General features: G+C 45.1%; 20 protein-coding genes. 8 read left to right on the top strand and 12 right to left on the bottom strand.

Going from position 1 to position 21733, the window contains the following annotated elements; translation table 11 throughout:
* Nucleotides 1-222: 222 nt before the first annotated feature.
* Complete coding sequence (locus R7Q09_RS05550; protein ID WP_318070581.1) at nucleotides 223-1452, bottom strand: glycine betaine/L-proline ABC transporter ATP-binding protein; 1230 nt, start codon at nucleotides 1450-1452, stop codon at nucleotides 223-225.
* Entirely contained in the window at nucleotides 1445-2344 is a 900-nt protein-coding gene (locus tag R7Q09_RS05555; protein ID WP_005373926.1) for an ABC transporter permease, read from the bottom strand. Before R7Q09_RS05555 ends, R7Q09_RS05550 begins: the two co-directional genes overlap by 8 nt.
* Nucleotides 2345-2844: 500 nt before the next feature.
* Between R7Q09_RS05555 and R7Q09_RS05560 the strand changes: the two genes are divergently transcribed.
* From R7Q09_RS05560 to nqrM, 3 genes are read left to right on the top strand one after another with little or no spacing between them, the layout of a single operon-like run.
* Entirely contained in the window at nucleotides 2845-3135 is a 291-nt protein-coding gene (locus R7Q09_RS05560; RefSeq protein ID WP_005373924.1) for a DUF134 domain-containing protein, read from the top strand.
* On the top strand, nucleotides 3132-3638 hold the full coding sequence (locus tag R7Q09_RS05565) for a NifB/NifX family molybdenum-iron cluster-binding protein (RefSeq protein ID WP_005373923.1): 507 nt from the start codon (nucleotides 3132-3134) through the stop codon (nucleotides 3636-3638). The genes R7Q09_RS05560 and R7Q09_RS05565 overlap by 4 nt, the downstream gene beginning before the upstream one ends.
* Nucleotide 3639: 1 nt before the next feature.
* On the top strand, nucleotides 3640-3849 hold the full coding sequence (gene nqrM, locus R7Q09_RS05570; RefSeq protein ID WP_005373922.1) for a (Na+)-NQR maturation NqrM: 210 nt from the start codon (nucleotides 3640-3642) through the stop codon (nucleotides 3847-3849).
* Here nqrM and R7Q09_RS05575 read toward each other — a convergent pair.
* Nucleotides 3827-4573, bottom strand: coding sequence for a phosphotransferase (locus R7Q09_RS05575; protein ID WP_318070631.1), 747 nt, complete (start codon nucleotides 4571-4573; stop codon nucleotides 3827-3829). The two genes, nqrM and R7Q09_RS05575, sit on opposite strands and share 23 nt — an antisense overlap.
* Nucleotides 4574-4826: 253 nt before the next feature.
* Between R7Q09_RS05575 and R7Q09_RS05580 the strand changes: the two genes are divergently transcribed.
* A complete protein-coding gene (locus tag R7Q09_RS05580) occupies nucleotides 4827-5021 on the top strand; it encodes a hypothetical protein (protein WP_005373920.1) in 195 nt (64 codons plus the stop codon).
* Nucleotides 5022-5096: 75 nt separating this feature from the next.
* Here R7Q09_RS05580 and fusA read toward each other — a convergent pair whose 3' ends face one another.
* The 5 genes from fusA to R7Q09_RS05605 form a co-directional block, all read right to left on the bottom strand.
* A complete protein-coding gene (gene fusA / locus R7Q09_RS05585; protein WP_318070582.1) occupies nucleotides 5097-7121 on the bottom strand; it encodes an elongation factor G in 2025 nt (674 codons plus the stop codon).
* Between the two features lie 293 nt (nucleotides 7122-7414).
* On the bottom strand, nucleotides 7415-8407 hold the full coding sequence (gene dgcA, locus R7Q09_RS05590) for an N-acetyl-D-Glu racemase DgcA (RefSeq protein WP_318070583.1): 993 nt from the start codon (nucleotides 8405-8407) through the stop codon (nucleotides 7415-7417).
* A 50-nt stretch (nucleotides 8408-8457) separates the two neighbouring features.
* Nucleotides 8458-9462 carry an N-acetyltransferase DgcN gene (dgcN, locus tag R7Q09_RS05595; RefSeq protein WP_005373907.1) on the bottom strand — a complete coding sequence of 335 codons (1005 nt, stop codon included), beginning with the start codon at nucleotides 9460-9462 and terminating at the stop codon, nucleotides 8458-8460.
* A 101-nt stretch (nucleotides 9463-9563) separates the two neighbouring features.
* The gene (locus R7Q09_RS05600) at nucleotides 9564-10445 is read right to left on the bottom strand and encodes a LysR family transcriptional regulator (RefSeq protein WP_318070584.1); all 882 of its coding nucleotides are present in this window, start codon (nucleotides 10443-10445) and stop codon (nucleotides 9564-9566) included.
* Between the two features lie 154 nt (nucleotides 10446-10599).
* Complete coding sequence (locus R7Q09_RS05605) at nucleotides 10600-11808, bottom strand: MFS transporter (protein WP_062731075.1); 1209 nt, start codon at nucleotides 11806-11808, stop codon at nucleotides 10600-10602.
* 201 nt (nucleotides 11809-12009) lie between these two features.
* Here R7Q09_RS05605 and soxR point away from each other — a divergent pair, with 201 nt between their 5' ends.
* Complete coding sequence (gene soxR / locus R7Q09_RS05610) at nucleotides 12010-12444, top strand: redox-sensitive transcriptional activator SoxR (RefSeq protein ID WP_005373898.1); 435 nt, start codon at nucleotides 12010-12012, stop codon at nucleotides 12442-12444.
* Between the two features lie 9 nt (nucleotides 12445-12453).
* Here the strand turns inward: soxR and R7Q09_RS05615 are convergent, their stop codons facing one another.
* Nucleotides 12454-12849, bottom strand: coding sequence for a DUF2391 family protein (locus R7Q09_RS05615; protein ID WP_005373896.1), 396 nt, complete (start codon nucleotides 12847-12849; stop codon nucleotides 12454-12456).
* 13 nt (nucleotides 12850-12862) lie between these two features.
* Nucleotides 12863-13708: a tetratricopeptide repeat protein gene (locus R7Q09_RS05620; protein WP_005373890.1), complete on the bottom strand. Its 846-nt coding sequence runs from the start codon at nucleotides 13706-13708 to the stop codon at nucleotides 12863-12865.
* A gap of 200 nt (nucleotides 13709-13908) precedes the next feature.
* Between R7Q09_RS05620 and R7Q09_RS05625 the strand changes: the two genes are divergently transcribed.
* On the top strand, nucleotides 13909-14379 hold the full coding sequence (locus tag R7Q09_RS05625) for an ASCH domain-containing protein (RefSeq protein ID WP_005373887.1): 471 nt from the start codon (nucleotides 13909-13911) through the stop codon (nucleotides 14377-14379).
* 54 nt (nucleotides 14380-14433) lie between these two features.
* Here R7Q09_RS05625 and R7Q09_RS05630 read toward each other — a convergent pair whose 3' ends face one another.
* Both R7Q09_RS05630 and R7Q09_RS05635 read right to left on the bottom strand, forming a co-directional pair.
* The gene (locus R7Q09_RS05630; protein ID WP_318070585.1) at nucleotides 14434-15021 is read right to left on the bottom strand and encodes a class I SAM-dependent methyltransferase; all 588 of its coding nucleotides are present in this window, start codon (nucleotides 15019-15021) and stop codon (nucleotides 14434-14436) included.
* Between the two features lie 91 nt (nucleotides 15022-15112).
* Nucleotides 15113-16630: a phospholipase D family protein gene (locus R7Q09_RS05635; protein WP_318070586.1), complete on the bottom strand. Its 1518-nt coding sequence runs from the start codon at nucleotides 16628-16630 to the stop codon at nucleotides 15113-15115.
* Between the two features lie 518 nt (nucleotides 16631-17148).
* Between R7Q09_RS05635 and R7Q09_RS05640 the strand changes: the two genes are divergently transcribed.
* Both R7Q09_RS05640 and R7Q09_RS05645 read left to right on the top strand, forming a co-directional pair.
* Nucleotides 17149-18306, top strand: coding sequence for an efflux RND transporter periplasmic adaptor subunit (locus R7Q09_RS05640; RefSeq protein WP_025767993.1), 1158 nt, complete (start codon nucleotides 17149-17151; stop codon nucleotides 18304-18306).
* Nucleotides 18307-18319: 13 nt separating this feature from the next.
* On the top strand, nucleotides 18320-21478 hold the full coding sequence (locus R7Q09_RS05645) for an efflux RND transporter permease subunit (RefSeq protein ID WP_318070587.1): 3159 nt from the start codon (nucleotides 18320-18322) through the stop codon (nucleotides 21476-21478).
* Nucleotides 21479-21733 lie beyond the last annotated feature (255 nt).

A 21733-nucleotide genomic window follows, 5' to 3' on the forward strand; every position in this document is an offset into this window, starting at 1 on the left:
TAGTAGACATTTATCGAGGATTTGCGTCATCAAAAAGCAATAGAATGATCTAACTATGTCAATAAAACCGGATATGAGCATGAAATTGTCAGGAAAATCAGAACAATGTAAATGTTGCTTTGGGTATCAAGCTTGAGCCCACAGACAAATATCTAAAAGGGGATTGTGAGCGAGTTAATTGATAACAGCCCACATTGTTGTGAGCTGTATTATCAACATCATCTAAGAAACGTTATTGAAGCTTGAGCGTGAAGTGCCTCGTTTTGTGCTTCGTTGATCAGAAAACAGCTCCGCAATAACCTGACGATTTAATTCGCCTTTCAAATGGCCGTGCTCATCGATGACGGGCAGTGAATGTTCACACGACATGACTTCAGTCAGCACTTGCTCAATGGCTAAATGTGGAGAGATGATAGGCACCTCTTCATAGATATCATCACGCCAATCTGATATATGAGTTAACTTCGCTGCGTTTAGCAATCCTTGCTGTGTTATCACGCCTTGATAGCCTGCATTGGTCTCATGGTAGGCATAATCACGTTTAACACGTTTCATTTCACTTAGTGCATCTTCAATGGTTTCAGCGCGAACACAGTACGAAGGTGGCAGCATCAGCGTTTCGACTGTCAGTGCTCGCGCTCTATTGACGTCTTTTACAAAGGCTTCAACGTACTCATCGGCAGGATGCAGTAAAATTTCGTCTGGTGAACCTTGTTGGACAAGTTCACCGTCTTTAAGAATCGCGATGCGATCGCCAAGTCGAAGCGCTTCATCTAAATCATGAGTAATGAAAATAATGGTTTTGTGCAGCTTCTGTTGCAGCTCTACCAGCTGATCTTGCATTTCGCTCCGAATCAGAGGGTCCAATGCTGAAAAAGCCTCGTCCATCAACAGTATTTCGGCGTCGGTAGCCTGTGCCCGTGCAAGGCCCACACGCTGTTGCTGTCCACCCGATAGTTGAGCAGGATACTGGTGCTTATAACCCGTCAGTCCAACGGTTTCTAACCATTCATTTGCTTTTTCTAAGCGCGCCTCTTTATTCATTCCCTGAACTTCCAAACCATATGCGATGTTGTCGATAACAGTGCGATGAGGCAGCAAACCAAAGCGCTGGAACACCATAGACATCTTGTGACGGCGAAACTGTTCAAGCTCTTTGTTCGAAAGTTGCATGACATCCACCCTTTCTACCAAAATCTGCCCCATGGTTGGATCGATTAATCGGTTGAAGTGGCGAATCATGGTGGATTTTCCAGAACCGGATAATCCCATAATGACAAAAATTTCACCCTTTTGAATTTGCAGGTTGATGTCTTTTAGTCCGACCGTGTGGCCCGTTTCCGTTAAAACCTGCTCTTTACTATGTCCCAACTTAACGCGCTCAATCACGCTATTGGGCTTGGGGCCGAAGATTTTATACAGACCGCTGATTTCGATAAGTGGACTAGTCATGTTTTGAGTCTCCTAAATGAGCTTGAGTGCGTTTCGCATACGCTTGTGAAGCACGATCAAAAAGGATTGCTAGGGCGACAATTGCTAAACCATTGAGAAGACCAAGAGTGAAATATTGATTGGTAATAGACTTTAGAACAGGCTGACCTAAACCTTTTACCCCAATCATTGATGCGATGACCACCATTGACAGTGCCATCATGATCGTTTGGTTAATTCCCGCCATGATGGTTGGCATTGCAAGCGGAAGCTGAACCCCAAAAAGCCGTTGCCGAGTGCTGGCACCAAATGCGGTTGCGGCTTCCAATACTTCTTTATCAACTAGACGAATGCCCAAATTGGTTAAACGAATAACCGGTGGAATCGCGTAGATCACTACTGCGATAAGGCCAGGAATTTTCCCGATGCCCAATAACATCACAACTGGAATGAGATACACAAATGCCGGCATGGTTTGCATGACGTCGAGTAATGGTGTTACCACCGACTGAATGCGATTAGAGCGCGCCATAGCGATGCCGATAGGGATACCAAGTGCGATGGCAAGCATAGTACATACAGTGATGATACTGAGCGTGCGCATAGTATCTTCCCACATTCCAAAATAGCCAATCAGAATCAGCGAACCAAAACATGCAGCGGCCAGTTTCCAAGAGCGGCTAGCGGCATAAACGAGAGTGGTGCAGACACCTAAAATAATGAACCAAGGTGTAGAAATCAGAAGTTTTTCAAACCAGACAAGAAACGCCAGGAGCGGATCAAACAGAGACTCAATGAGTTCACCATACTCGCGAGAGAAATCTCTGTAGGCGCCGTCGAGTGTTTTGCGAATCGCCCTGAGATCAGAGGCATCCATTTCCGGGAATTCGCTGAGCCAATTTGAGTCAGACATATGTACTTCCTTTTTCTGATATACCTAAGCGCTTTCAAGAAACTTAATTTGGCAAGAAGAGTAGGGCACCTAGGCCAAGTAATGGTCGTTCGACAGGTTCTTTATCGAACGTATTACTCTTTAAGCTCAGGCGAATATCGTCAAACTTCTCTTTTTCGTTCCTTAGGTATACATCCTTTAAAATAAAACAATCATTAGTGTTCAAACTAATGATTTGCTTGGATTATAGTTTTTCTTCTTCAATAAAATGAACACATTAGCGTGTATTTGTATGAAAAATCTGCGCAAACTAACGTTTTTATTATCCGGTTAATTAGAATTGATCTTTTTGCTCGTTTGTCATCGAAATTTCTAAATTATTAGATGTCTAATTAATGCTGATGTATTACGTATTTGTCGTGTTGATTTTTGCAAACTTAGTTTATTGGCATATGCTAAAAATGTTATTGGCATATGCCAGTTTAAGGCGTAATTTGACTCTGTGTTTTTGAGGGACAATGATGGCAAGACCAAAGATAGAAAGACGAATATGCGGACGTGCGGCTCACCACTGCTTTAAGCCCAATGGCATTCCATTTAATCAGTTGGAGCAAGTCGCCATATTACCAGAAGAGTTAGAAGCGCTACGTTTAGCCGACTTAGAGGGGCTTAGCCAGCAGCAAGCTGCGGAGCAGATGGGCGTTTCTAGACAAACTTTTGGTAACACAGTAAAAAGTGCAAGATTGAAAGTCGCAAAAAGTTTAGTTGAAGGTCATGCATTAGTTTTTCCGAATGAGGAGTCAAACTTATGATTTATGCTATTCCTAATGATGGTGAGCGGGTGGCAAACCACTTTGTAAAAGCACCATACATCGCTATTTATTCTGATACTGACGGTATGCTAAAAAACTTAGCGAACATTGCTTCTATGCCACAAGCGGGTTGTAATGCGAAGTCTCAGTTGATTCAGTCTCTACAAGGGTACAATGTGGATGCTGTTCTTGTGCGAAATATTGGTGAACGTGTATTGGCAAAGCTACTTAGCAGTGGCACGCCAGTATTTAGGCTGTCTACTCGTAGTTCATTGGAAGATGTGCTTGCGGTTCCAAGAGAGCCTTTGATTGAGCCCTCTCAAGGACGCCCATCAAACAATCATAAGAAAAGTGTTCACAAACAAAAAGGCGGCTGCGGCTCCTGTGGTTGTGGTGGCCAAAAATCAAAAACCTCCTTGTTGGCAAGACCTAAAGCGCTACTCAAAGCAACATCTAGCCCTGCTATACTTAAGCTAGAGTCGATGGCTAATAAGGCAGGTTAACATGGTTTGGTTATTTACCTTTCTTGGTTTTCTCGCAATCATTTTGTTGATGTCACTTGGCGTCATTTTTCATAACAAGCGTATTCAAGGAAGTTGCGGCGGTTTAAACAACGTCGGTGTTGATAAAGTATGCAACTGCGAAACCTCATGCGCAGAACCTGAAAGGCGTTTATATCAAATCTCAGAGCCTAACTCATCACCTGAGCACTAAGGCTTTTGGCCCATTGCGGCAAGGTTTGCCGAAACCAGTCCAAATATTTGCTGGTCTGCGGATTCTCTCTGGAGACCAGTATGTTGACTACCTCGACAACGATCCACGCTTTTGCTAGTCCGATATCGCGCGCCAATTCTGTTGTTTCACCTCTCTCTGCGCACTTTATATATTTGTCTGCTACGTTCAAGTAATCATCAAATGTGCCCATGCCCTCGATGAGCGGCGCTAAATCTATCGCGACATGCCCTGTAGAAAAGCGCTCCCAGTCGAACAGCACCAGCTCGCCATTTTCGCGCTGTCCCCAGTTTCCTGCATTGGTGTCTCCGGAGATCAAGTTCCGCCTATCAAAAAGGTGCGCCGATCGTTGTTGTAGCTGGTGGAAGAACTGTTCTGTCTCTGAGCCCAGCTTAAGTGTAGTGAGTGCTTGTTGAGTCGCTTGTGGTGTCCACTGGTGGCGGTGATAAACACCATCTGATGTTGGTGGAAGTTGGTGCAGTTTGACGAGTTGTTCAATGACTCGATCATCTTCAAGTAAGAATGCTTGCTCGACTGCGTGGGGAACGTATTCAATGTGCAGAACGTTTTTCTGGTCGTCGAATTGAATCAAGCGCGGTACGTGTATTCCAAGCGCGTTAAACTGTTCGGCATAGCGTTGATAAAACGCGACTTCTATTTGAGTAGGGTTACGTTTTTCTATTACTTGGACGCCATCTTTTTCGATGAGAAAAACTTAGGCACTGCCCATTTGGTTGAGTTCTTGCTGCGACACCGGACTTCCTGTCTTCATGTAGAGAGAGCTCACCTTAATCGCTGCACTCACGTTTGCCAATAGCCACGACAAAGTGCCTCAAAAATATTAAATGCAACTGTTTAAATATGATTTTGTCGTTGGTGTCTAAATTTTACACAGTTACGCCTGTACTCCGATAAATTCGTTCTACGCTTACTATTCGTCTTAATAAAGGAGAACCAAAATGGCTGTAATGAAGCAGGATATTCCAAATCGTGTAACGGTTTACCATGACAATATCGATCAAGAACAAGAGCTGAAAAATGCGATGCTGCCAGAGAAACCACGCTACTTTAACGGTGCTCCGACTTACAAAGCGAACAGCATCGAAGAGTTTGAAAGCAAAATCAGTCAGATAGGTTTGTCTCTCGATAAATAATTTTTCTTTTACCTAAAAGCGCCCTCAAAATGAGGGCGCTTTTTTGTTTATGTGATTGATTTGAATCTTAGGGAATTAACCTTGTTGTGTACTGCCTTGGCAGACCTGTTTTTGCACTGCTGGTGGCGCAGGCTCGTAATGGCTTAAGGTCATACTAAAGCTGCCTTCACCACCAGTGATAGAGCGTAATCGACGAGCGTAATCTTGCAGCTCGTTTACAGGTGACTTGGCTCTGAGTAAGGTGAAGCTGCTGTCGATTGGCTCGGTGCCTTCGATTAAGCCTCGGTTTCCAGATAAATCTCCAGAAACATCGCCAACGTTCGCGGTTGGGATGTGCAGTTCCATCTGGACAATGGGTTCTAGCACAATAGGATCTGCGTTGTTAATCGCATCTAAAAAGGCTTTCTTACCTGCGATGACAAACGCAATTTCTTTCGAATCGACGGAGTGATATTTACCGTCATAAACGGTGACTTCCACATCCTTAATTGGGTTGCCAGAAATCGCGCCTTCCTCTAACGCTTGCAAAATACCTTTTTCTACAGCAGGAATGAGCGCGGTTGGAATGGCGCCACCCACCACTTTGTTGATGAACTTAAATCCGGCACCACGTTCGAGTGGACGAACCTTCAATTGCACTTCACCAAATTGGCCTGCACCGCCACTTTGTTTTTTGTGTCGATAATGCCCTTCGGCAGGTTTGGTGATGGTTTCAAAGTATTCGACGCTTGGTTGGCAGGTTTCGACGTCCAGTTTGTACACGTTCGCCATCTTTTCTAATGCGACTTTGAGGTGAAACTCCCCTTGGCCGCTGATGATGGTTTCGTTGGTGCGAGCGCGATGTTCGATGCGCAGCGAAGGATCTTCACTGGCAATTTTATTCAGCACATCTCCTAATTTTTGCTCATCTCCACGCTTAAGAGGCTTCAAGCACAAAGAATACATGGAGTCAGGAAGGTCCAACGTTTTGAGTTGAACTCCATCTTCTTCGTGAGAGTCATGAACGATTGAATCGAATTCGAGATCATCCACTTTGGCTAAAACGCAGAAGTCGCCTGCAAGCGCGCGAGGGATCTCGGTTCTATCTTTGCCCTGCAGTTGATATAAGTGCCCAACTTTAAATGCTTTGTTGCTTTCGCCAATATAAAGCTGGCTGCCCGCATTGATTTCACCCTGATACACACGTAAGTAGGCAAGTTTTCCCATGTATGGGTCGACGCTGACTTTGTACACGTGCGCGACGGTGTGCTCTAAGGTTTCGCAATTTACTTTGATTTTTTTGCTGTTCTTTTCCAGTAGAGGAGGGTTACCCTCGTTTGGCATGGGCATGATCTCCGCCAAGGTGCGTAGCAGCAGCTCGACGCCCGCGCCGGTTTGTGCTGAGACAAAACAGACCGGAATCACATGTCCAGTTCTCAGTGCTTCTTCAAACGGATCATGCAGTTGCTCTGCGGTGAGTTCAGAGCCTTGTTCCAGATACAGTTCCATCAGTTCTTCATCGACTTCGATGACTTGGTCAATTAAGGTCTCATGAGCTTCATCTACCGTTGCAAGTAAGGTTTCTCGTCCCAATTCTGGTTCGAAATAGCAGTCAACTACAGATTCCCCGTCAGCCGAAGGTAAGTTGATCGGCAAGCAGTGGTCCCCAAAATGCTCAACGATGTTCTCCATCAATCTTTCTAACTGATTACCGTGGTTATCGAGCTTATTGATGATGATCATCTGACATTTTTGTTGCTCTTTAGCAAAGGTGAATAAGCGATCGGAAGTTTGGTTTAGTGGCGTTTGAGGGTCGATGACAAGGGCGGATGTTTCAACGGCGGGAAAAACGCTGATCGTACGGCCAAGTAACTCGTTTTGTCCCGGAGTGTCGATGATATTGAGCCGGTGTTTATTCCTGCGCAGTGCGACTGGCGTTGCTTCAATACTGTGTTGATATTGGATGGACTGAGGGTCGAAGTCGGTAACAGTATCGCCTTTTTCTACGCTGCCTAAATGGTGGGTGGCATCGCAGGTGAAGAGCAGTTTTTCTATCAGTGTGGTTTTACCGGTCCCGGTTTGACCGACAAAAGCGATATTGCGTATTTTATTGATAGGCATAAAGCCTCCTTGCAAGATGGCGTGAAAAACCTACGAATTGCTAGGAAGTGGGTTGTTATAGAAACCCACGCACTGCATTGGAGTAGGGCGGGATTACCGCCTATTCGTTTTCCACGTCATTTTCCGGATGACTCGATACATAAGACCACCTTCTTGGACTACTGGAATCTTAGCATGCCTCAATAACCATATAATTTATGTGACTTATTTCATGATGGGGCTGATTGTTTTTTAATCGAGATCATAAACTCAGAGGTTCTGACTTTTGGAGCAAAACCTCTGGATTGTTTAGGCTATTTGGAAAGAACGATTTCGCCGTCGCGATAAACCAAGCTTGGCGTTACATCTTGTCCGAGCAACACCGGGCCATCAAGATCGACAACGCTTGCCTGAGCAGCAATGGGTAAGGCAGCACGCATCGCAAGCGACGTCCCCAACATACAACCGGACATGAGGCTAAAACCGAGTTTTTGGGCGTCGTCGGCTAATAATAGTGCTTCAGTGAGCCCGCCAGTTTTATCTAGCTTAATATTCACCATTTCATATTTTCCAACCAGCTGATGTAATTGCTCTCTGGTGTGACAACTTTCATCGGCGCAAAGTGGAATGGGGTGCGGAATGCTGGCGAGTACGTCATCGCAGTCTTGTGGCAACGGTTGTTCGATCATGGTGATGTCTAGCGGTTCGAGTTGAGCAAATACCGTCGCGAGGTCGAGGCCTTGCCACGCTTCATTCGCATCTAAAACAATTTGCGCGTGCGGCGCAGCATCGCGTACTGCTGCAACGCGCTCAAGCACGTGTTCACCATCCAGTTTTACCTTAAGCAGTTTTGCGCCTTGGCTAAGGTAAGCTTGTGCCTGTTTTGCCATCGCTTGCGGCGTGTCGATAGAAACCGTCATCGCCGTCACAATCGCCTCTGGTAACGTAAAGAGGTCGTGAACCTGTTGCTTGTGGCTCAAAAGCGCGTGAAGATGCCAAAGGGCGCAATCCAATGCATTTCTTGCCGCCCCCGTGGGCAATAACGATTGAAGCTGGCTTTTGAGAACCATGACATCAGCTTCGCCTTTGGCATACAAACTTTGCAGTTCATGTGCGGCGTGAGAAATCGCCTTAATCACCGATTCAACCGATTCACCATAACGAGGGTATGGCGTGCATTCACCTTGGGCGGTCATGCCTCGATGTTCAATTGTCACTCGGACTACGTGGCACTCTGTCCGACTGCCGCGAGAGATGCGAAATGGTGTCGCCATGGCAATCGTGACAGGTTCTACATGAATTTTCATCTCACTAGTTTTCCCTAAACCGCAGTTATTTTCTAAACCGTAAATGTTTCTTAAATCGTAAGGAGCCTATCTGCAACCGCATCAACGCCAAAACGTACAGGGTCGGTGACGGGCACTTGGTATTTGTCGCTCCAATCCTGGCATAACTGGGCAGCATCTTCTTCGCTGAGCGCCGAAGTGTTTAAGCAAATACCCACTAATTGAGCGTTTGGATTTGTTAGGCGAGCAGCGGCCAGATTCGCTTCTATCGTTTGTTCAATGGTTGGCAAGCTCGCATGTGGTAAGTTGCGGATGTGCGGGCGACCAATCTCATGGCACAGTATCAGAGCGTCAGCTTGTGCGCCGTGAAGTAAGCCCAAACTTACGCCAGCAAACGAAGGGTTAAATAACGAACCTTGCCCTTCGATGATGTCCCAATCGTGATCGGTGAACTCAGGGCTGATCGTTTCTACTGCGCCGGAGATAAAATCGGCAACTACGGCATCAATTGAAATGCCACTGCCTGCGATGAGAATTCCAGTTTGACCCGTTGCTTTGAACTCTGCGCGACAGTTTTTACGCTTTAATGTGTGCTCAATGGCGAGGGCAGAGTACATTTTGCCAACGGAGCAATCTGTTCCTACAGTAAGTACTCGCTTGCCTGCGCGAGCTTTGCCATTGCCGACCTTGAGCGGGGCATCATAATGGCGAACATCATACAGTTTGGTTAATCCGCGTTGTTCTAGATCGGCAAGAGGAGAAAGTTCCGCCAAACGTTGGTGCATGCCCGATGCAATTTCAAATCCCATCTCTGCCGCTTCAAGTAAGGTTGCTTGCCAAGCTTCGGGAATGACGCCTCCTGGATTTGCCGTGCCGAGCACCAGCGTTTTTGCTCCTTGCTGCTGCGCTTGTTGTAGTGTCATGTCGGTTAAACCAAGCGATACGGTTTCTGGCGTCAGGCGGATTTGGCCAAGACAAATCTCAGGTCGCCATTGGTATATGCCACGCGCGGTTTTTGCTGCGAGTGGATCGGTTACATCGCCAAGAAAGAGTAGGTAAGGTTGAGCAATTTGCATGATGGTTCCCTTCGTCATCGTTATTGCTCATTAATGTAGCCAGACTGATTTAGGAAACCGAATGCTTATTTGTTAGGCAGGTATAACTTCAGGTTATACCTTTAACCCATCTGTTGTTTTAGGGCGGTGATAAATTGCTTTGTCGCAATGGATTGAGGTGTGTGCTCTGCGAATAAAATAGAGACGGAGAAGGACATATTTGGCTCCAAAGCATGCACGGAAACGGCATTATCTTGGCGATATTGTTTTGCAGTCCAAGGGTCTACAATCGCGAATCCTGCTTCGTTTTTCACCAGTTCAGCCGCCGCGGAGTAGCTGCGGACGGTAATGGCATGTTGATAATGCTCGTCACGCGCTGACAAGGTTTGATGTAACAGCAAGCCCAGAGGGTCTCGGCTATCTAAACCGATAATGGGTAAATCGTGACTGATGAGTTCTTCTAAAGTGACGGTTTTTTCTGTGGGTATCGCTGCGCTTTTAGGGGCAATTAGCGCCAAGTTTTCTTTTAATAACATGTGTCCCATGATCGCTGGTGGCGTTTCTTCACCGAACGCAATGGCGACATCCAGTTCATGTTTCAGTAAACCTGAGCACAGCTCATCGCGATTAGCCGTTGAGAGCTCAAAGGAGATGCCGTGCTCTTTCGACAGCAACGCGACAGTCGGCGCTAACAAGTGTGCGGCCAAAACAGGCGGAGCACCGACTCGTAAATGTTGAGTTCCCTGTTTGACTTTGTTGGTCAGAGAGCGAAATTGTCCGAGTTGTTGATAGACTTTTTCAGCCTCTGGCAATAAGGCTTTGGCTTCTTGAGTTGGAACGAGACGGCCCTTTACACGCTCAAATAAAGCGAAGCTCAGTTGTTGTTCTGTATGGGCGAGAACTCGAGTGACATTAGGTTGGGAAACGTGCAGTAAGCGAGCCGCGTCTGACACCGTTCCTGCTTGCATAATGGCGTAAAAGACTTCTAATTGCCTTAAGTTCACTGCGATTTCCCTCTGCTCATGTTGGTCACCTCAGAATACCCAACCTTGCTGATAAGCGATAGAGGTAAAAGTGCTGGCGTAAAAAATAGGAAGACGATGTTGGTTGCCTTCCTATCTCGCTTTTTCAATTTCTCAACTTCTCAATTTCTATGCTTCACTTTGCTGCTGCATGAAGGGGTAGGTCGTTAAACGGCTCGACGTCTCGACTGAGTAATCCCATCAAAATCACTGCTAACACCATGACAGCAGCCGCGATTGCAAAACCGTATTGTGTTAGTTCGTAATGACTCAATATTGCAATCAGGACGTAACTGAGAGATTGAATGGTGGTGGCAAACATGCTGATGCCGCCATCGACGCGACCTCGTTGATGAACCGCTACGGTGTGATGCATCCAGTTGACTCTCGCAATGCGATTTAGCGCGTTAAATACGCCAAACAGCGCCGTAAACAATAAGATGGTCAGCGGGCTCATCGCAAAACTCATCCCGATAAGCGCAAAAGAGACCATAACCATCGAAGCGAACATAATGTGGCTATGGGAGGCACGGCTTAGCACTTTGGTGACAATAAAGCCGGTTAGCAACGAGCCGAGGCCAAAACTGATGTTGAACCCTGCAAACCAATCGCCAGAGATGCCTTGTTCAGAAAACCAAATCGGCACCAGTTTGCTCAAATACGTCAATGCAGGATAAGAGAGGCAAGAGAGCAGAATAAAGCCATAAAATCGGGGTTCGAGACGGAATATTTGTTTGCTCTCTTTGAGTTGCGCGATGAAAGCAACGGATTTTGATGCCCTTAATTGTTGGGTATAAGGCGTCAGAATATAGAACATCGCTGCTAACGCAGAGGCGCTGGCCGCAAACAAAGCAAACTCTTTCATACCCCACATTTCAAGCAAAACAATACCCAACGCGCCAGCTCCGAGGGTCGTGGATTGCATTACAATTTCTTGCTGACCCGAAATTTTCGCATACTCATGGTGCTGATAATTTTCTTGGGTGAAGGCATTGTTGGTCGTCCATGCAAAATTACTCGAAACCCAATACACCAATTGCGCAAAAGCCAGCAACCAGTGTGACTCAAACCCTAACCAATAAGCAATGAACACCACCAAAGCCATACCCGATTGAATCCATTGATTGAGCACGAGTAGTACTTTGCGTGAATGTCGGTCAATTAAAGTGGAAAAGAAAGGCGTTGCTAGAAAAGAAATCGCGGTGCAGCTCAGAGAAACTAAAGCTACGAAAGTGCCCATGTTAGGTTCGGAAAGCATGACCCATGGCAGCGCCATCATGAATAAGCCAGAGGAAATGCTGTCGAAGAAGCGGCCAGCTAAGTACGGCTGAGTTTTATTTTTCATTATGTTTGCCTCTAACTCCCGATGGATTTCAAAAGGTTGATGTCCAACTGTCTTGTGTTTAACAACCAAGTCGTTCGCGCTGAACACATTATCTTGAGATCGCCGGGGTTTAGCGTTAATTGAGATGGTGTAACTTTAAAACCTCAAGTAAACTTGAGGTAAAGCATTTTTTTAACAAAATTGATACACAGGGAGTCAAGGATGGAAATCAGCGTAGGAGAAGTGGCAAAACGTTCTGGAGTGAAAGTATCTGCCCTACATTTTTACGAGCAAAAAGGACTGATTTCGAGCTGGAGAAATCAAGGTAATCAGCGTCGCTACCATCGTAGTGTGTTGCGCCGTGTTGCGGTGATCAAAGCAGCGCAGCAAGTTGGGTTGTCGTTAGAAGAAATTAAACATGCGTTAGATGAACTGCCGAAACACCAAGCCCCTAACAAAGCGCAATGGGAAGAAATGGCAAGCCATTGGCATGAACAGTTAGAACAAAAGATTCAAAAACTTAAAGCGTTGCAAAACGATTTAGGCGGATGCATTGGCTGCGGGTGCTTGTCGTTAGAAACCTGCGCACTGCGAAACCCAGAAGATGTATTAGGGAAAGACCACTCGGGGTCGAACTTAACGTTAGAAGAAGAGTAGCGATTATCTCTATTCTTTGTCGAAACTGTCGACTACGATCGCGCCCATCGAAGCAGGCATTGTGATGACGATAACGCGTTTTATCGCAACCAAAGGCTCATTCATGAGTGGCAGTTTATCAAGACAGAAAAGAACTAACGCTACCACAACGGCCGCAATGAGGTACGCGATAACCACACGAAAAATAAAGATGGATACGCGATTCTTGATGTGGCTTTGAAACACGCTTTGATACGCGAAAAAACTGAGGAAAATGACAGAAAGACTTAACAGCATGAGCAAGTTTGCCATTGGTAGGCTCTCACCCAATCGCCACGCTTCCTCCGAAAATGAGATCGGGACTGCTAGGGCAAAAGCGCCAACCAATACTTGGCTAGCGTCTTCTAGATTAAAGTGGCTGCTCATGCTGTTTATTCCATTATTCGCTTGCTAGATGTAAGAGCTTTTCAAAACGCTCATTACCGTGCAGCAATTCGAGGTCTCGTTCTTCGGCAAGTAAATCACGAATGGATGGGCTGTATTCAATTGCGCGTTCCAAGTCTTCAATAGCTTGCTCTTCGATACCAAGGCGAGAGTATGCACACGCGCGTTGATACAGTGCAGGGCCGTTGGTGTAATCGACTTCAAGTACGCGGTTACAAATGCTAAGTGCCCAATGGTATTCGTTGATTTCCATCGCTGCGTCGGCTTTGTAAGTCAACGCTTCTAAATCACCTGGACGAATTAATAAGATTTCATCATAGATTTCAATACGTTGTTCTGGAGTTTGAGAGCTTTGTGCACGTAGCCATAAGTTATGGATCTCGTTGATTTTCTCGATCTCTTTGTTGTTTTCACTGATAATGCGAGTTTTGCGTTTTAAATCTCGCTCAAGGGCGACAAACTTTTTCTCGTATTCTTGGGCGATCTTCTCCAATCGTTTATCAGCCATCTCTTTGGTGTTGTGTTTAAACTCACGCAGAGATTGCCATCCGACAAAGGCAATCAGCGATGCGACACCAGCAATGATGTAGAAGAAGTATGTAACGGTCACGTTGGCATAGTTCAACGATTTATCTGCGACCGTTAGCTCGCGATCGGTGATCTCTGTGATCATTCGCTTTTCTAGGCTTTGATAGTCCTGACGCAGCGCTTTTAGTTCATCTAAAATATAGCGTTCCATTAATGGTCTATCTAACAGATCCGATTCTGAATACTTTTCCTCCGATGCCATTGTTGGCAAGGCAAGTATCAGCGAGAAAAAAATACCAATAAATAAGCGCATATAACGTCCTTTCACGAGAAGAGTACAGATAGACCATGCAACAATAGCAAATAGCACAAACGTTTAGCAAAGTTATTACAAAAGAAATAACAGTCGTCTACGTAGAAGTCATATTCTTGTTGTTTTTCAGCTTGTTCCTGGTGGTTATTTGTTGTGATATCTTTTATCCTCCTTGCGAATTTATGATTAATGGAGTGAGCATGGACGCGCGAGCTAAGGATTACTTAGAACAATTCCTAGAATTATTATCACCAGAACAAAGGGAAGCTGTACCATCAGTCAGTGCTGACTATTATTGTGCCGATGAATACAACGCGAATGTATGCGCAGATTTGGTTCGTATTGGACAGAAAACTGCATCGTGCAGTTTGGAGCTTTGGTATCGAGAGCATGGTGAAACCATGCCCCAAGTCGGTCATTTACAAGTAGTGACGAATTGGGATGGGGACCCTGTTTGCGTGATACGAATTACTGACGTAAGTACATGCAAATATGAGGATGTAACCGCAGAGTTTGCCTTCGCAGAAGGCGAAGGTGATAGAACCTTAAACTGGTGGCGTGATGCACATACTGCATTTTTTAAAGCTGAATGCGATGAGTTGAACATCGATTGGCATGAGAAACGTACGCTGGTTTTAGAGCGTTTTGAAGTGGTGTATCCCGTCAATTAATCTCTGATAGCAGCACTGATTTGAAGTGCTGCTTTCTTTATTGAGGGACCATTTTTAGCGCTTTCGAGCGGTCACACTAAACATATGCCAATGTTTTTGGCTTCCTACTACAGTGGTCCCGTCTTCATCTCTTTCATGCAATGAAATGAGGTCGTAACCCTCGAATAAGCTTTCCACTTCCTTTTTTGTTAATGCGGTAATGTTTGGATGCATTTCGGAGGTAACCCACGAGTCTTTCACTCCCAAGAAATCGCCGCAGAAGATACCGCCCGGTTGTAATGCGCTGTCTATTTTTGTCCAGACTTGTTTGAAGCCTGTGTCAGGGCAAAAGAACAAACTGGCATTTGCGATAACCAAGCTGCACTGAGGGTAATTAAATTCAGTAAAACAGCACTGCGAAACCGAAAATCGCTTATTACCTTCAAAGCGTGTTAAACAAGTTTTTACTGCATCTTCATTGCTATCACATGCGTGAACCTTAAATCCTTGTTTGAGGAGAAAGTGGCTGTCTCGACCTATTCCGCAGCCAATATCGAGAGCGACTTTGCCTTCTATCTTAAGTCGGGTTAGGGCATTTTCTACGTTTGGGCGGTGAGGTTGGCTTAAAATCTTCTGATAGTATTCATTCCATTGCGCTGGCATTGAACTTCCTTATGTTGGTTGTGTCCCCAGCCCCAAAACTAGCGTCCATTTTGTTTTGCGTGACTGGGGAGATTTGCAGTATTGGCAACTGTTATAGCTGATCTTCAATCGGTAATATTCCGGAGAACCAAGCGCCCATTTTTCGCCATACTCCTGCTTCTGGTTCGGAGTCGTATTCTTCGCCTGTTTTTACGTCGGTCCAGACAATGTCCCCGTCGCGCAGAGTTAAGGCGTAGGCGTTACTCGACAGTTGATTCGGCAGTTGTTCTAGAAACATTTGCACATATTCTGGCTGTTCTATAACAACGGCCATTTCGGTATTCAAAGCTGCCGAACGTGGGTCCCAGTTCATTGAACCAACGAAAAGTGTTTTGTTATCAATCGTCATTGCTTTAGCGTGTAAACTTGCTCTGCTACTCCCCGTGAGGCTCCACTTACTTTTGAGTTTTGCGCTCGCTTTTACTTCCCAAAGCTTGATTCCAGCTTCGAGTAGATCTTTTCGATATTTTGCGTACCAACCATGCACGGCAAACACATCGTTAGACGCGAGGCTATTGGTCACAATCGTGATATCAACGCCTCGCTTGGCCGCGTTACTTAATGCTTGAGTACCTACTTCAGTTGGAACGAAATAGGGAGAGATGAGCACAAATGAATCCTCAACACTTTTAACCAGCTCCGTTAAATTATCAATAAGTTGGCTCTCTCGAGTCGCGACTTTATCGGGCAGGTCAAACCATACTTTTGCTTCTCCCCAGTAGAGCTTGAGTTTGCCTTGTTTTAGATCTTGGTACATATCCAGTTGAGTGAAGTCATAGCGGCCGGTTGAAAACTTTTCCTCTAACCGGAGTTTATTGACCTGCTTTTGAATCGCTTGGTCGGTAATTTGCTGTGAATTCGGTGTAATCCATTCCATTGGTATCGAATAGGCGCTATTCCAGTAGAGGTCGAACTGATCGGCAGTTTGTTGTACCGCCTCACCATAGAGCAGAAGATCAAAATCACCAAACTCAACTTGCGATTCAAAAGAGAAGTATTCATTGCCGATATTTCTACCTCCGACAATGGCGGAAACACTGTCTGCAATCAGAGACTTATTGTGCATACGACGATTAAGGCGTTCAAAATCGCTAGCAAGAGCGAACCAACGGGAGTCGCGATACTGATGCGGGTTAAATAAGCGGATTTCTATATCAGGATGTGCATTTAGGGCAGCCATCACATCGTCGTTTCGCTTTTGCATATCGTCAAGCAACAGCCTTACTCGAACACCACGCTTAGCCGCTTCATACAAGCGCCACGTTATTAGCTGACTCGTTTCGTCACCACGGTAAATATAGTATTGAAGATCAAGGCTTTTCTGGGCGGACTCGATCAAAGAGGTTCGAGCAAGAAGGGCATCGTGTCCCTGATTTAACGGTGCAAAGCCAGTTATGGACTTAGGGTTTCTCCCGTAAGCTTCAAAGTACTGCGCAAGAACAGAATCCTTTTGATAACCGAGCTGAAAGCTGGTGGACTTTTCACTGGCGTCATTCAACGATACGGATGAGCATGCCGATAAAATAGTGAGCAGCGAGGGGAAGAGCAACTTGGCGAGCGTTTGTAACAAAGCACATTTCCTTGTCTTACAGAGTGTTACCTACTCCAAATTATAGACTTAAGCTGACGCCACATGCACCCAGAACCGTTTGATAACGAGCGATTAATCAATGAATTGCCATAGAGCCTGCACTAAGTTCAACTTTTAGAGCGCAGATAATCATTTATTTTAATTATCATTATGGCCGTATTGGTCATAATCACTAATATCTGGTGATTATGACCAATAGCACACTGGATAAAATAATGGTTTTTATATAACCATATGATTTCTAATAAATAAATGCTTGGCATGTCATTTGCTGTTTAGAATAAAAGTTAAGTCAGAGCAACTTGCGCAGTTGGTTAATTTTTTGTTAATTTTATTAACTTTGAATTGGCAATAACTATCTAGTTAGCTGCTTAAAAGACTAGGCAAGTGCCGCTTTGATGTTTATTCAAATTCAATTCTCTCACCACCATGCTTACCGGGAGCAATGGACTGAATAAAAGTGTGGTGTTGAAAACAACAATAAAAAAGGATTTTCGATGTTAGCAAAACCCATATTACGTTGGCTTTTACCCTTCGTCGTCGTTGGAGGCTCTTATGCAGGATATGCTGCAATTGCCGCAACTGCGCCGGAAAAAGAGTCAACCAAAGATGCAATTACAGAGCCTACTGTTCAGGCTTCTTCTCTTTTTCCTACCGATCACAAAGTGGTGATTACCAGTCACGGTGAATTAGTCCCTTTTGAAAAAACACACCTTTCCGCGCAAGTCAGTGGTGAAGTGATAAGTTGGCACCCGAATTTTGTAACGGGTGGCATCGTGAAACGAGGAGAGGTTCTTTTCACAATTGAGAGTGACAACTATGAAGCGTCGGTTTTACAAGCTGAAGCCGATTTAGCTAGTGCACGCGCAAACTTGATTGAGGAACAAGCGAAAGCCGAAGTTGCAAAACGTCAGGCAAAGAGACTGAGCGATAAGCAAGTGACGGATCTGTATTTACGCAAGCCTCACGTTTTGAGCGCACAAGCGCAAGTGAAGTCGGCTCAAGCGGCACTCAAACGAGCAAAAAGAGAGTTAGAAAATTGCAAAGTCGTTGCACCTTACGATGCGCTGGTTGTTGAGCGTGATATTGGTGTTGGTCAATTTGTTACATCTGGTTCTCGAGTTGCCACGTTAAACAACATCGAAGTGGCAGAGGTGCACGTACCCATTGCCGGTTTTGATAGTGCATTTTTACCCGAATCCATTGGTGAACTCACTGCGACAGTGACGCAGCAAGGTGTGTTTTCTACCACTAGAGAAGGTCGAGTAGTTCGTGATCTAGGCATGATTGATAGCGCTACCCGAATGATTAACATGGTCATTCAAATCGCGGACCCATACGGTGTCGATAACCAGCAGCCTCCAATTAAATTCGGCTCCTACGTTGAAGTGAGCTTCACTGGTAAGGAACTTAAGCACATCTACCGCTTGCCACAGGAATTAGTTAAAAACCGTACCGTGTGGGTGGTGAATGGCGATAATCAACTTCAACCCAGAACTGTCACGGTTTTGAGAGCAGAAGGTGAGTTTTTGCTGGTGGGCGAAGGCTTAGAGCAAAGTGATAAGTTGGTACTGACCTTACCCGAGTACCCTCAAAAAGGCATGGCGGTACAAATCGCAAAAAAGAGTGACGACTCCGAAACCGTCGTACAGTAAGTAGGAGTTTGTCATGGAAGATACTAAACAAAAGGGCTTAATTGCCTATTTTGCGAATAACCCCGTCGCTGCCAACCTTTTGATGGTGTTCATCATTATCATGGGTGTGGTGAGTTTTCTCTTTATTCAAAGGCAGATGTTTCCGAATATTGAGGTGAACTACATTGATGTTCGCGCGACTTATCCTGGCGCTTCTCCTCAAGAGATAGAAGAGAGTATTCTCGTTAAGGTCGAGGAATCGATTAAAGACGTCACCGGGATTAAAAAAGCAGTCTCAACGGCCTCTAGAGGTAGCGCGTATGTTTCTATCGAGGTAGACGTTAATGCCGATATCAAGCGTGTCTTAGATGATGTAAACCAACGTATTGATACATTGTCTAACTTACCAGCGGGTATGGAACCAATCAATGTTTACCAAGTTGAATGGCGCCAAGATGTAATCGAAATGGGATTAGTTGGGGACCGACCGCTCGAGGAGCTTAAACCGATCGCTAAGCAAATCGAAGATGAATTACTTCAGTTAGAAAACGTCATGCTGGTGTACCTGAGTGCGCCAGAAGAAGAAATAGCGATTGAAGTTGACCCACTTGTTCTTCGTAAATACGACCTTACGTTGAGCGATATCAGCAGCGCGATCAGCCGTTATTCAGCTAACTTTTCTGCGGGCGAAGTAAAAACAAATTCAGGGATGATTGCAGTAAGGATTGAAAACCAATACTACCGTGGTGATGAGTTTAGAAATATTCCTGTAAAGCTTGGCGCAAATGGTGCGAAGGTTTTACTGCAAGATATCGCCACGATCAAAGATGGTTTTACGGAAGAAGAGCGCTATTTTGAATACTCAGGGCAAAATGCGATCTACATGTCTGTTGAAGCAACTCGTGATCAGAACATTATCCCTGTTGCACAGTCCGTTCGTAATTATATTGAAGCAAAAAACAAGACATTGCCGCAGGATGTTAAGCTCAAAGTCTTAGTTGATACGACTTATTATTTAAATGGGCGTCTCGACATGATGTTGAAAAACTTGCTGCAAGGCGCTGCATTAGTCGCGATTATGCTGACCATTTTCCTACGTTTCCGCTTGGCTATGTGGGTAATGATTGGGCTACCTGTCTGTTTTCTCGGTGCCGTAATGATGATGCCTGCATTAGGGATCACGGTAAACATAGTGTCTCTTTTTGCCTTCATTATGGTGCTAGGTATTGTAGTTGATGACGCCATCGTGATGGGAGAGAGCGCTTACAGCGAAATTGAAGAAAAAGGCGGTGGCGTCGAAAACGTGGTTCGTGGTGTAAAACGTGTTGCCACACCAGCCACTTTCGGTGTGTTAACCACAATTGCTGTGTTTGCTCCTTTCTTGTTGTCTAGTGGTATTGATAGTGCCTTCTTTTATGGTATCGCGGGGGTCGTGATTCTTTGTTTGATCTTCAGTTTGATTGAATCGAAGCTGATCCTTCCTGCACACCTTGCGCATACTCATTTTAAGCCAGTTAAACCAGGTGGCTGGCGTGACCGATTTAACCAACGTTTTTTTGGTTTTGTAAATGGTCCATATCGTAACTTTGTAACAACATGCACCCATTGGCGCTGGACAGTGTTTGCGGTGTTCTGTGGTTTACTGCTGATCAGCGCGGCTTTGATCAACGCGAATTATGTTCGGGTGATCCCTAACCCTAAAGTGCCGACCGACTATCCTGCGATCACTATTGAAATGAATGATACCGTTTCAAGTGAGCAGACAATCAGTGCACTCAAGACTATTGAACGTATCATGCAAAAGATCGAATCTGAGACCATTGCGGAACATGGTCAAGGAATGATTCGTGATGTGCTGTCGTACAACAGAAGCCGCACCGAAGGTCGTGTATTAGTACCTCTGGTTGATGAAGAGTTACGCCCGTTCAATACATTTGAACTGGCTCGACGTTGGCGTGAAGCTATGCCTGTTATTCCAGGTATGAAGAGCATCAAAATCCGCGAGCAGAGTGCGGGTGGTGGTGACAGAGATGAGTTTGGTTACTTGTTGTTTGGTTCTAACATCAATGAGCTCAACAAGGCTGGGCGTTACTTGATAGAGCGTTTACAGCAGGAAGAAGGGTTATATGATATTTCATCTTCTATTGATTCTGGAAGCAAAGAAGTACTCCTGTCTCTTGCGCCTGTAGCGTACGATCTCGGTCTGGATCTCACCATGATCGCAGAGCAAGTTGGTGGCAGCTTTTATGGTGGCGAAGCACAGCGCATTATTCGTGATGGTGAAGAAATTAAAGTTATGGTGCGTTACCCGCAATTGACGCGTGAAGCATTCTCATCATTGCGTTACGCTGTGATTACCACACCAGCAGGTAAGAAGGTCATGTTGGGTGATGTGGTGAAGATCAATGAGCAGCCGGGCGTGAGTAGCATTCGACGTGAAGGCGGGTATCAAACCGTTTATGTCTATGGTTCCATAGACGAAGAATTGGTTGAACCTCAAGAAATCGTTAAGGTCATTGACGACAATATCTTACCGGACATGAAGCAAGCCTTCCCAACTGTGAAAACAGAATTGGGCGGTGATATTGAAGAGCAGGCTGCGCAGCGTAATGAACAGATTTTGTTCTTTATTGCAGGCATGATCATCGTCTACATCTTGTTAGCTGTACCGTTAAAAAGTTATACCCAACCTTTGATTGTAATGTCCGTCATTCCGTTTAGTCTGACGGGGGCGATTTGGGGCCATTTCTGGCTAGGTTTAGACATCAGTATGATGTCGACATTTGGTTTGATCGCCGCTGCTGGCGTGGTTATTAACGACTCTCTGGTTATGACAGATTACGTAAACCAAGTGAGAGAAAAGGGTATGAACATCAAACAAGCGGTTGTTGAGGCGGGTTGTGCTCGTTTTCGAGCTATCACGCTCACCTCAATAACGACGTTTGCGGGTGTATTGCCGATAATGTTTGAAACGAGTTTGCAGGCGCGTTTTGTCATACCGATGGCTGTCGCTTTGGGCTTTGCGGTGTTGTACGCAACGGTTCTGACTTTAGTGTTGGTGCCTTGTTTGTATTTAATGCTTGAAGATATTAAAAATATTTTCAGATCGATTAACAGGTTTATCCATCGTTTGATTAATCGTTTCAGAAAGTCGCCAGTGACGTCGAGCGTTGAAGCAAGCGTATCGAGTTAACAAGCTTGGTATTAACGATTAGGAGCAGCCTTCGGGCTGCTTTTTTGTTTCCGCATTTTGATTCAAAGCGATTTTTTAGTGGGCAGTTACGTAATTATCTGATGAGAAAACTGCCTGACAAAGCATTTCTAATGTGTATGTTTCTAATGTTTTAAATTCGTATGGTTAATTTGACACTTGGTTAGCGAAATTTACCATACGAAGATAACGTTGAACATGAGGGTTTGTTTAAGTTGTTGAAAAATAACAAAATAA

The organism is Vibrio sp. 2130-1 (genome assembly GCF_033339515.1).

What these genes read in the sequence shown, in the direction of transcription:
- R7Q09_RS05560 (WP_005373924.1), top strand. Translation starts at nt 2,845, where the DNA reads ATGGCAAGACCAAAGATAGAAAGACGAATATGCGGACGTGCGGCTCAC.
- R7Q09_RS05645 (WP_318070587.1), top strand. Translation starts at nt 18,320, where the DNA reads ATGGAAGATACTAAACAAAAGGGCTTAATTGCCTATTTTGCGAATAAC.
- R7Q09_RS05555 (WP_005373926.1), bottom strand. Translation starts at nt 2,344, where the DNA reads ATGTCTGACTCAAATTGGCTCAGCGAATTCCCGGAAATGGATGCCTCT.
- R7Q09_RS05620 (WP_005373890.1), bottom strand. Translation starts at nt 13,708, where the DNA reads ATGCGCTTATTTATTGGTATTTTTTTCTCGCTGATACTTGCCTTGCCA.
- R7Q09_RS05580 (WP_005373920.1), top strand. Translation starts at nt 4,827, where the DNA reads ATGGCTGTAATGAAGCAGGATATTCCAAATCGTGTAACGGTTTACCAT.
- fusA (WP_318070582.1), bottom strand. Translation starts at nt 7,121, where the DNA reads ATGCCTATCAATAAAATACGCAATATCGCTTTTGTCGGTCAAACCGGG.
- soxR (WP_005373898.1), top strand. Translation starts at nt 12,010, where the DNA reads ATGGAAATCAGCGTAGGAGAAGTGGCAAAACGTTCTGGAGTGAAAGTA.
- R7Q09_RS05550 (WP_318070581.1), bottom strand. Translation starts at nt 1,452, where the DNA reads ATGACTAGTCCACTTATCGAAATCAGCGGTCTGTATAAAATCTTCGGC.
- dgcA (WP_318070583.1), bottom strand. Translation starts at nt 8,407, where the DNA reads ATGAAAATTCATGTAGAACCTGTCACGATTGCCATGGCGACACCATTT.
- R7Q09_RS05640 (WP_025767993.1), top strand. Translation starts at nt 17,149, where the DNA reads ATGTTAGCAAAACCCATATTACGTTGGCTTTTACCCTTCGTCGTCGTT.
- R7Q09_RS05625 (WP_005373887.1), top strand. Translation starts at nt 13,909, where the DNA reads ATGGACGCGCGAGCTAAGGATTACTTAGAACAATTCCTAGAATTATTA.
- R7Q09_RS05565 (WP_005373923.1), top strand. Translation starts at nt 3,132, where the DNA reads ATGATTTATGCTATTCCTAATGATGGTGAGCGGGTGGCAAACCACTTT.
- R7Q09_RS05630 (WP_318070585.1), bottom strand. Translation starts at nt 15,021, where the DNA reads ATGCCAGCGCAATGGAATGAATACTATCAGAAGATTTTAAGCCAACCT.
- R7Q09_RS05605 (WP_062731075.1), bottom strand. Translation starts at nt 11,808, where the DNA reads ATGAAAAATAAAACTCAGCCGTACTTAGCTGGCCGCTTCTTCGACAGC.
- nqrM (WP_005373922.1), top strand. Translation starts at nt 3,640, where the DNA reads ATGGTTTGGTTATTTACCTTTCTTGGTTTTCTCGCAATCATTTTGTTG.
- dgcN (WP_005373907.1), bottom strand. Translation starts at nt 9,462, where the DNA reads ATGCAAATTGCTCAACCTTACCTACTCTTTCTTGGCGATGTAACCGAT.
- R7Q09_RS05615 (WP_005373896.1), bottom strand. Translation starts at nt 12,849, where the DNA reads ATGAGCAGCCACTTTAATCTAGAAGACGCTAGCCAAGTATTGGTTGGC.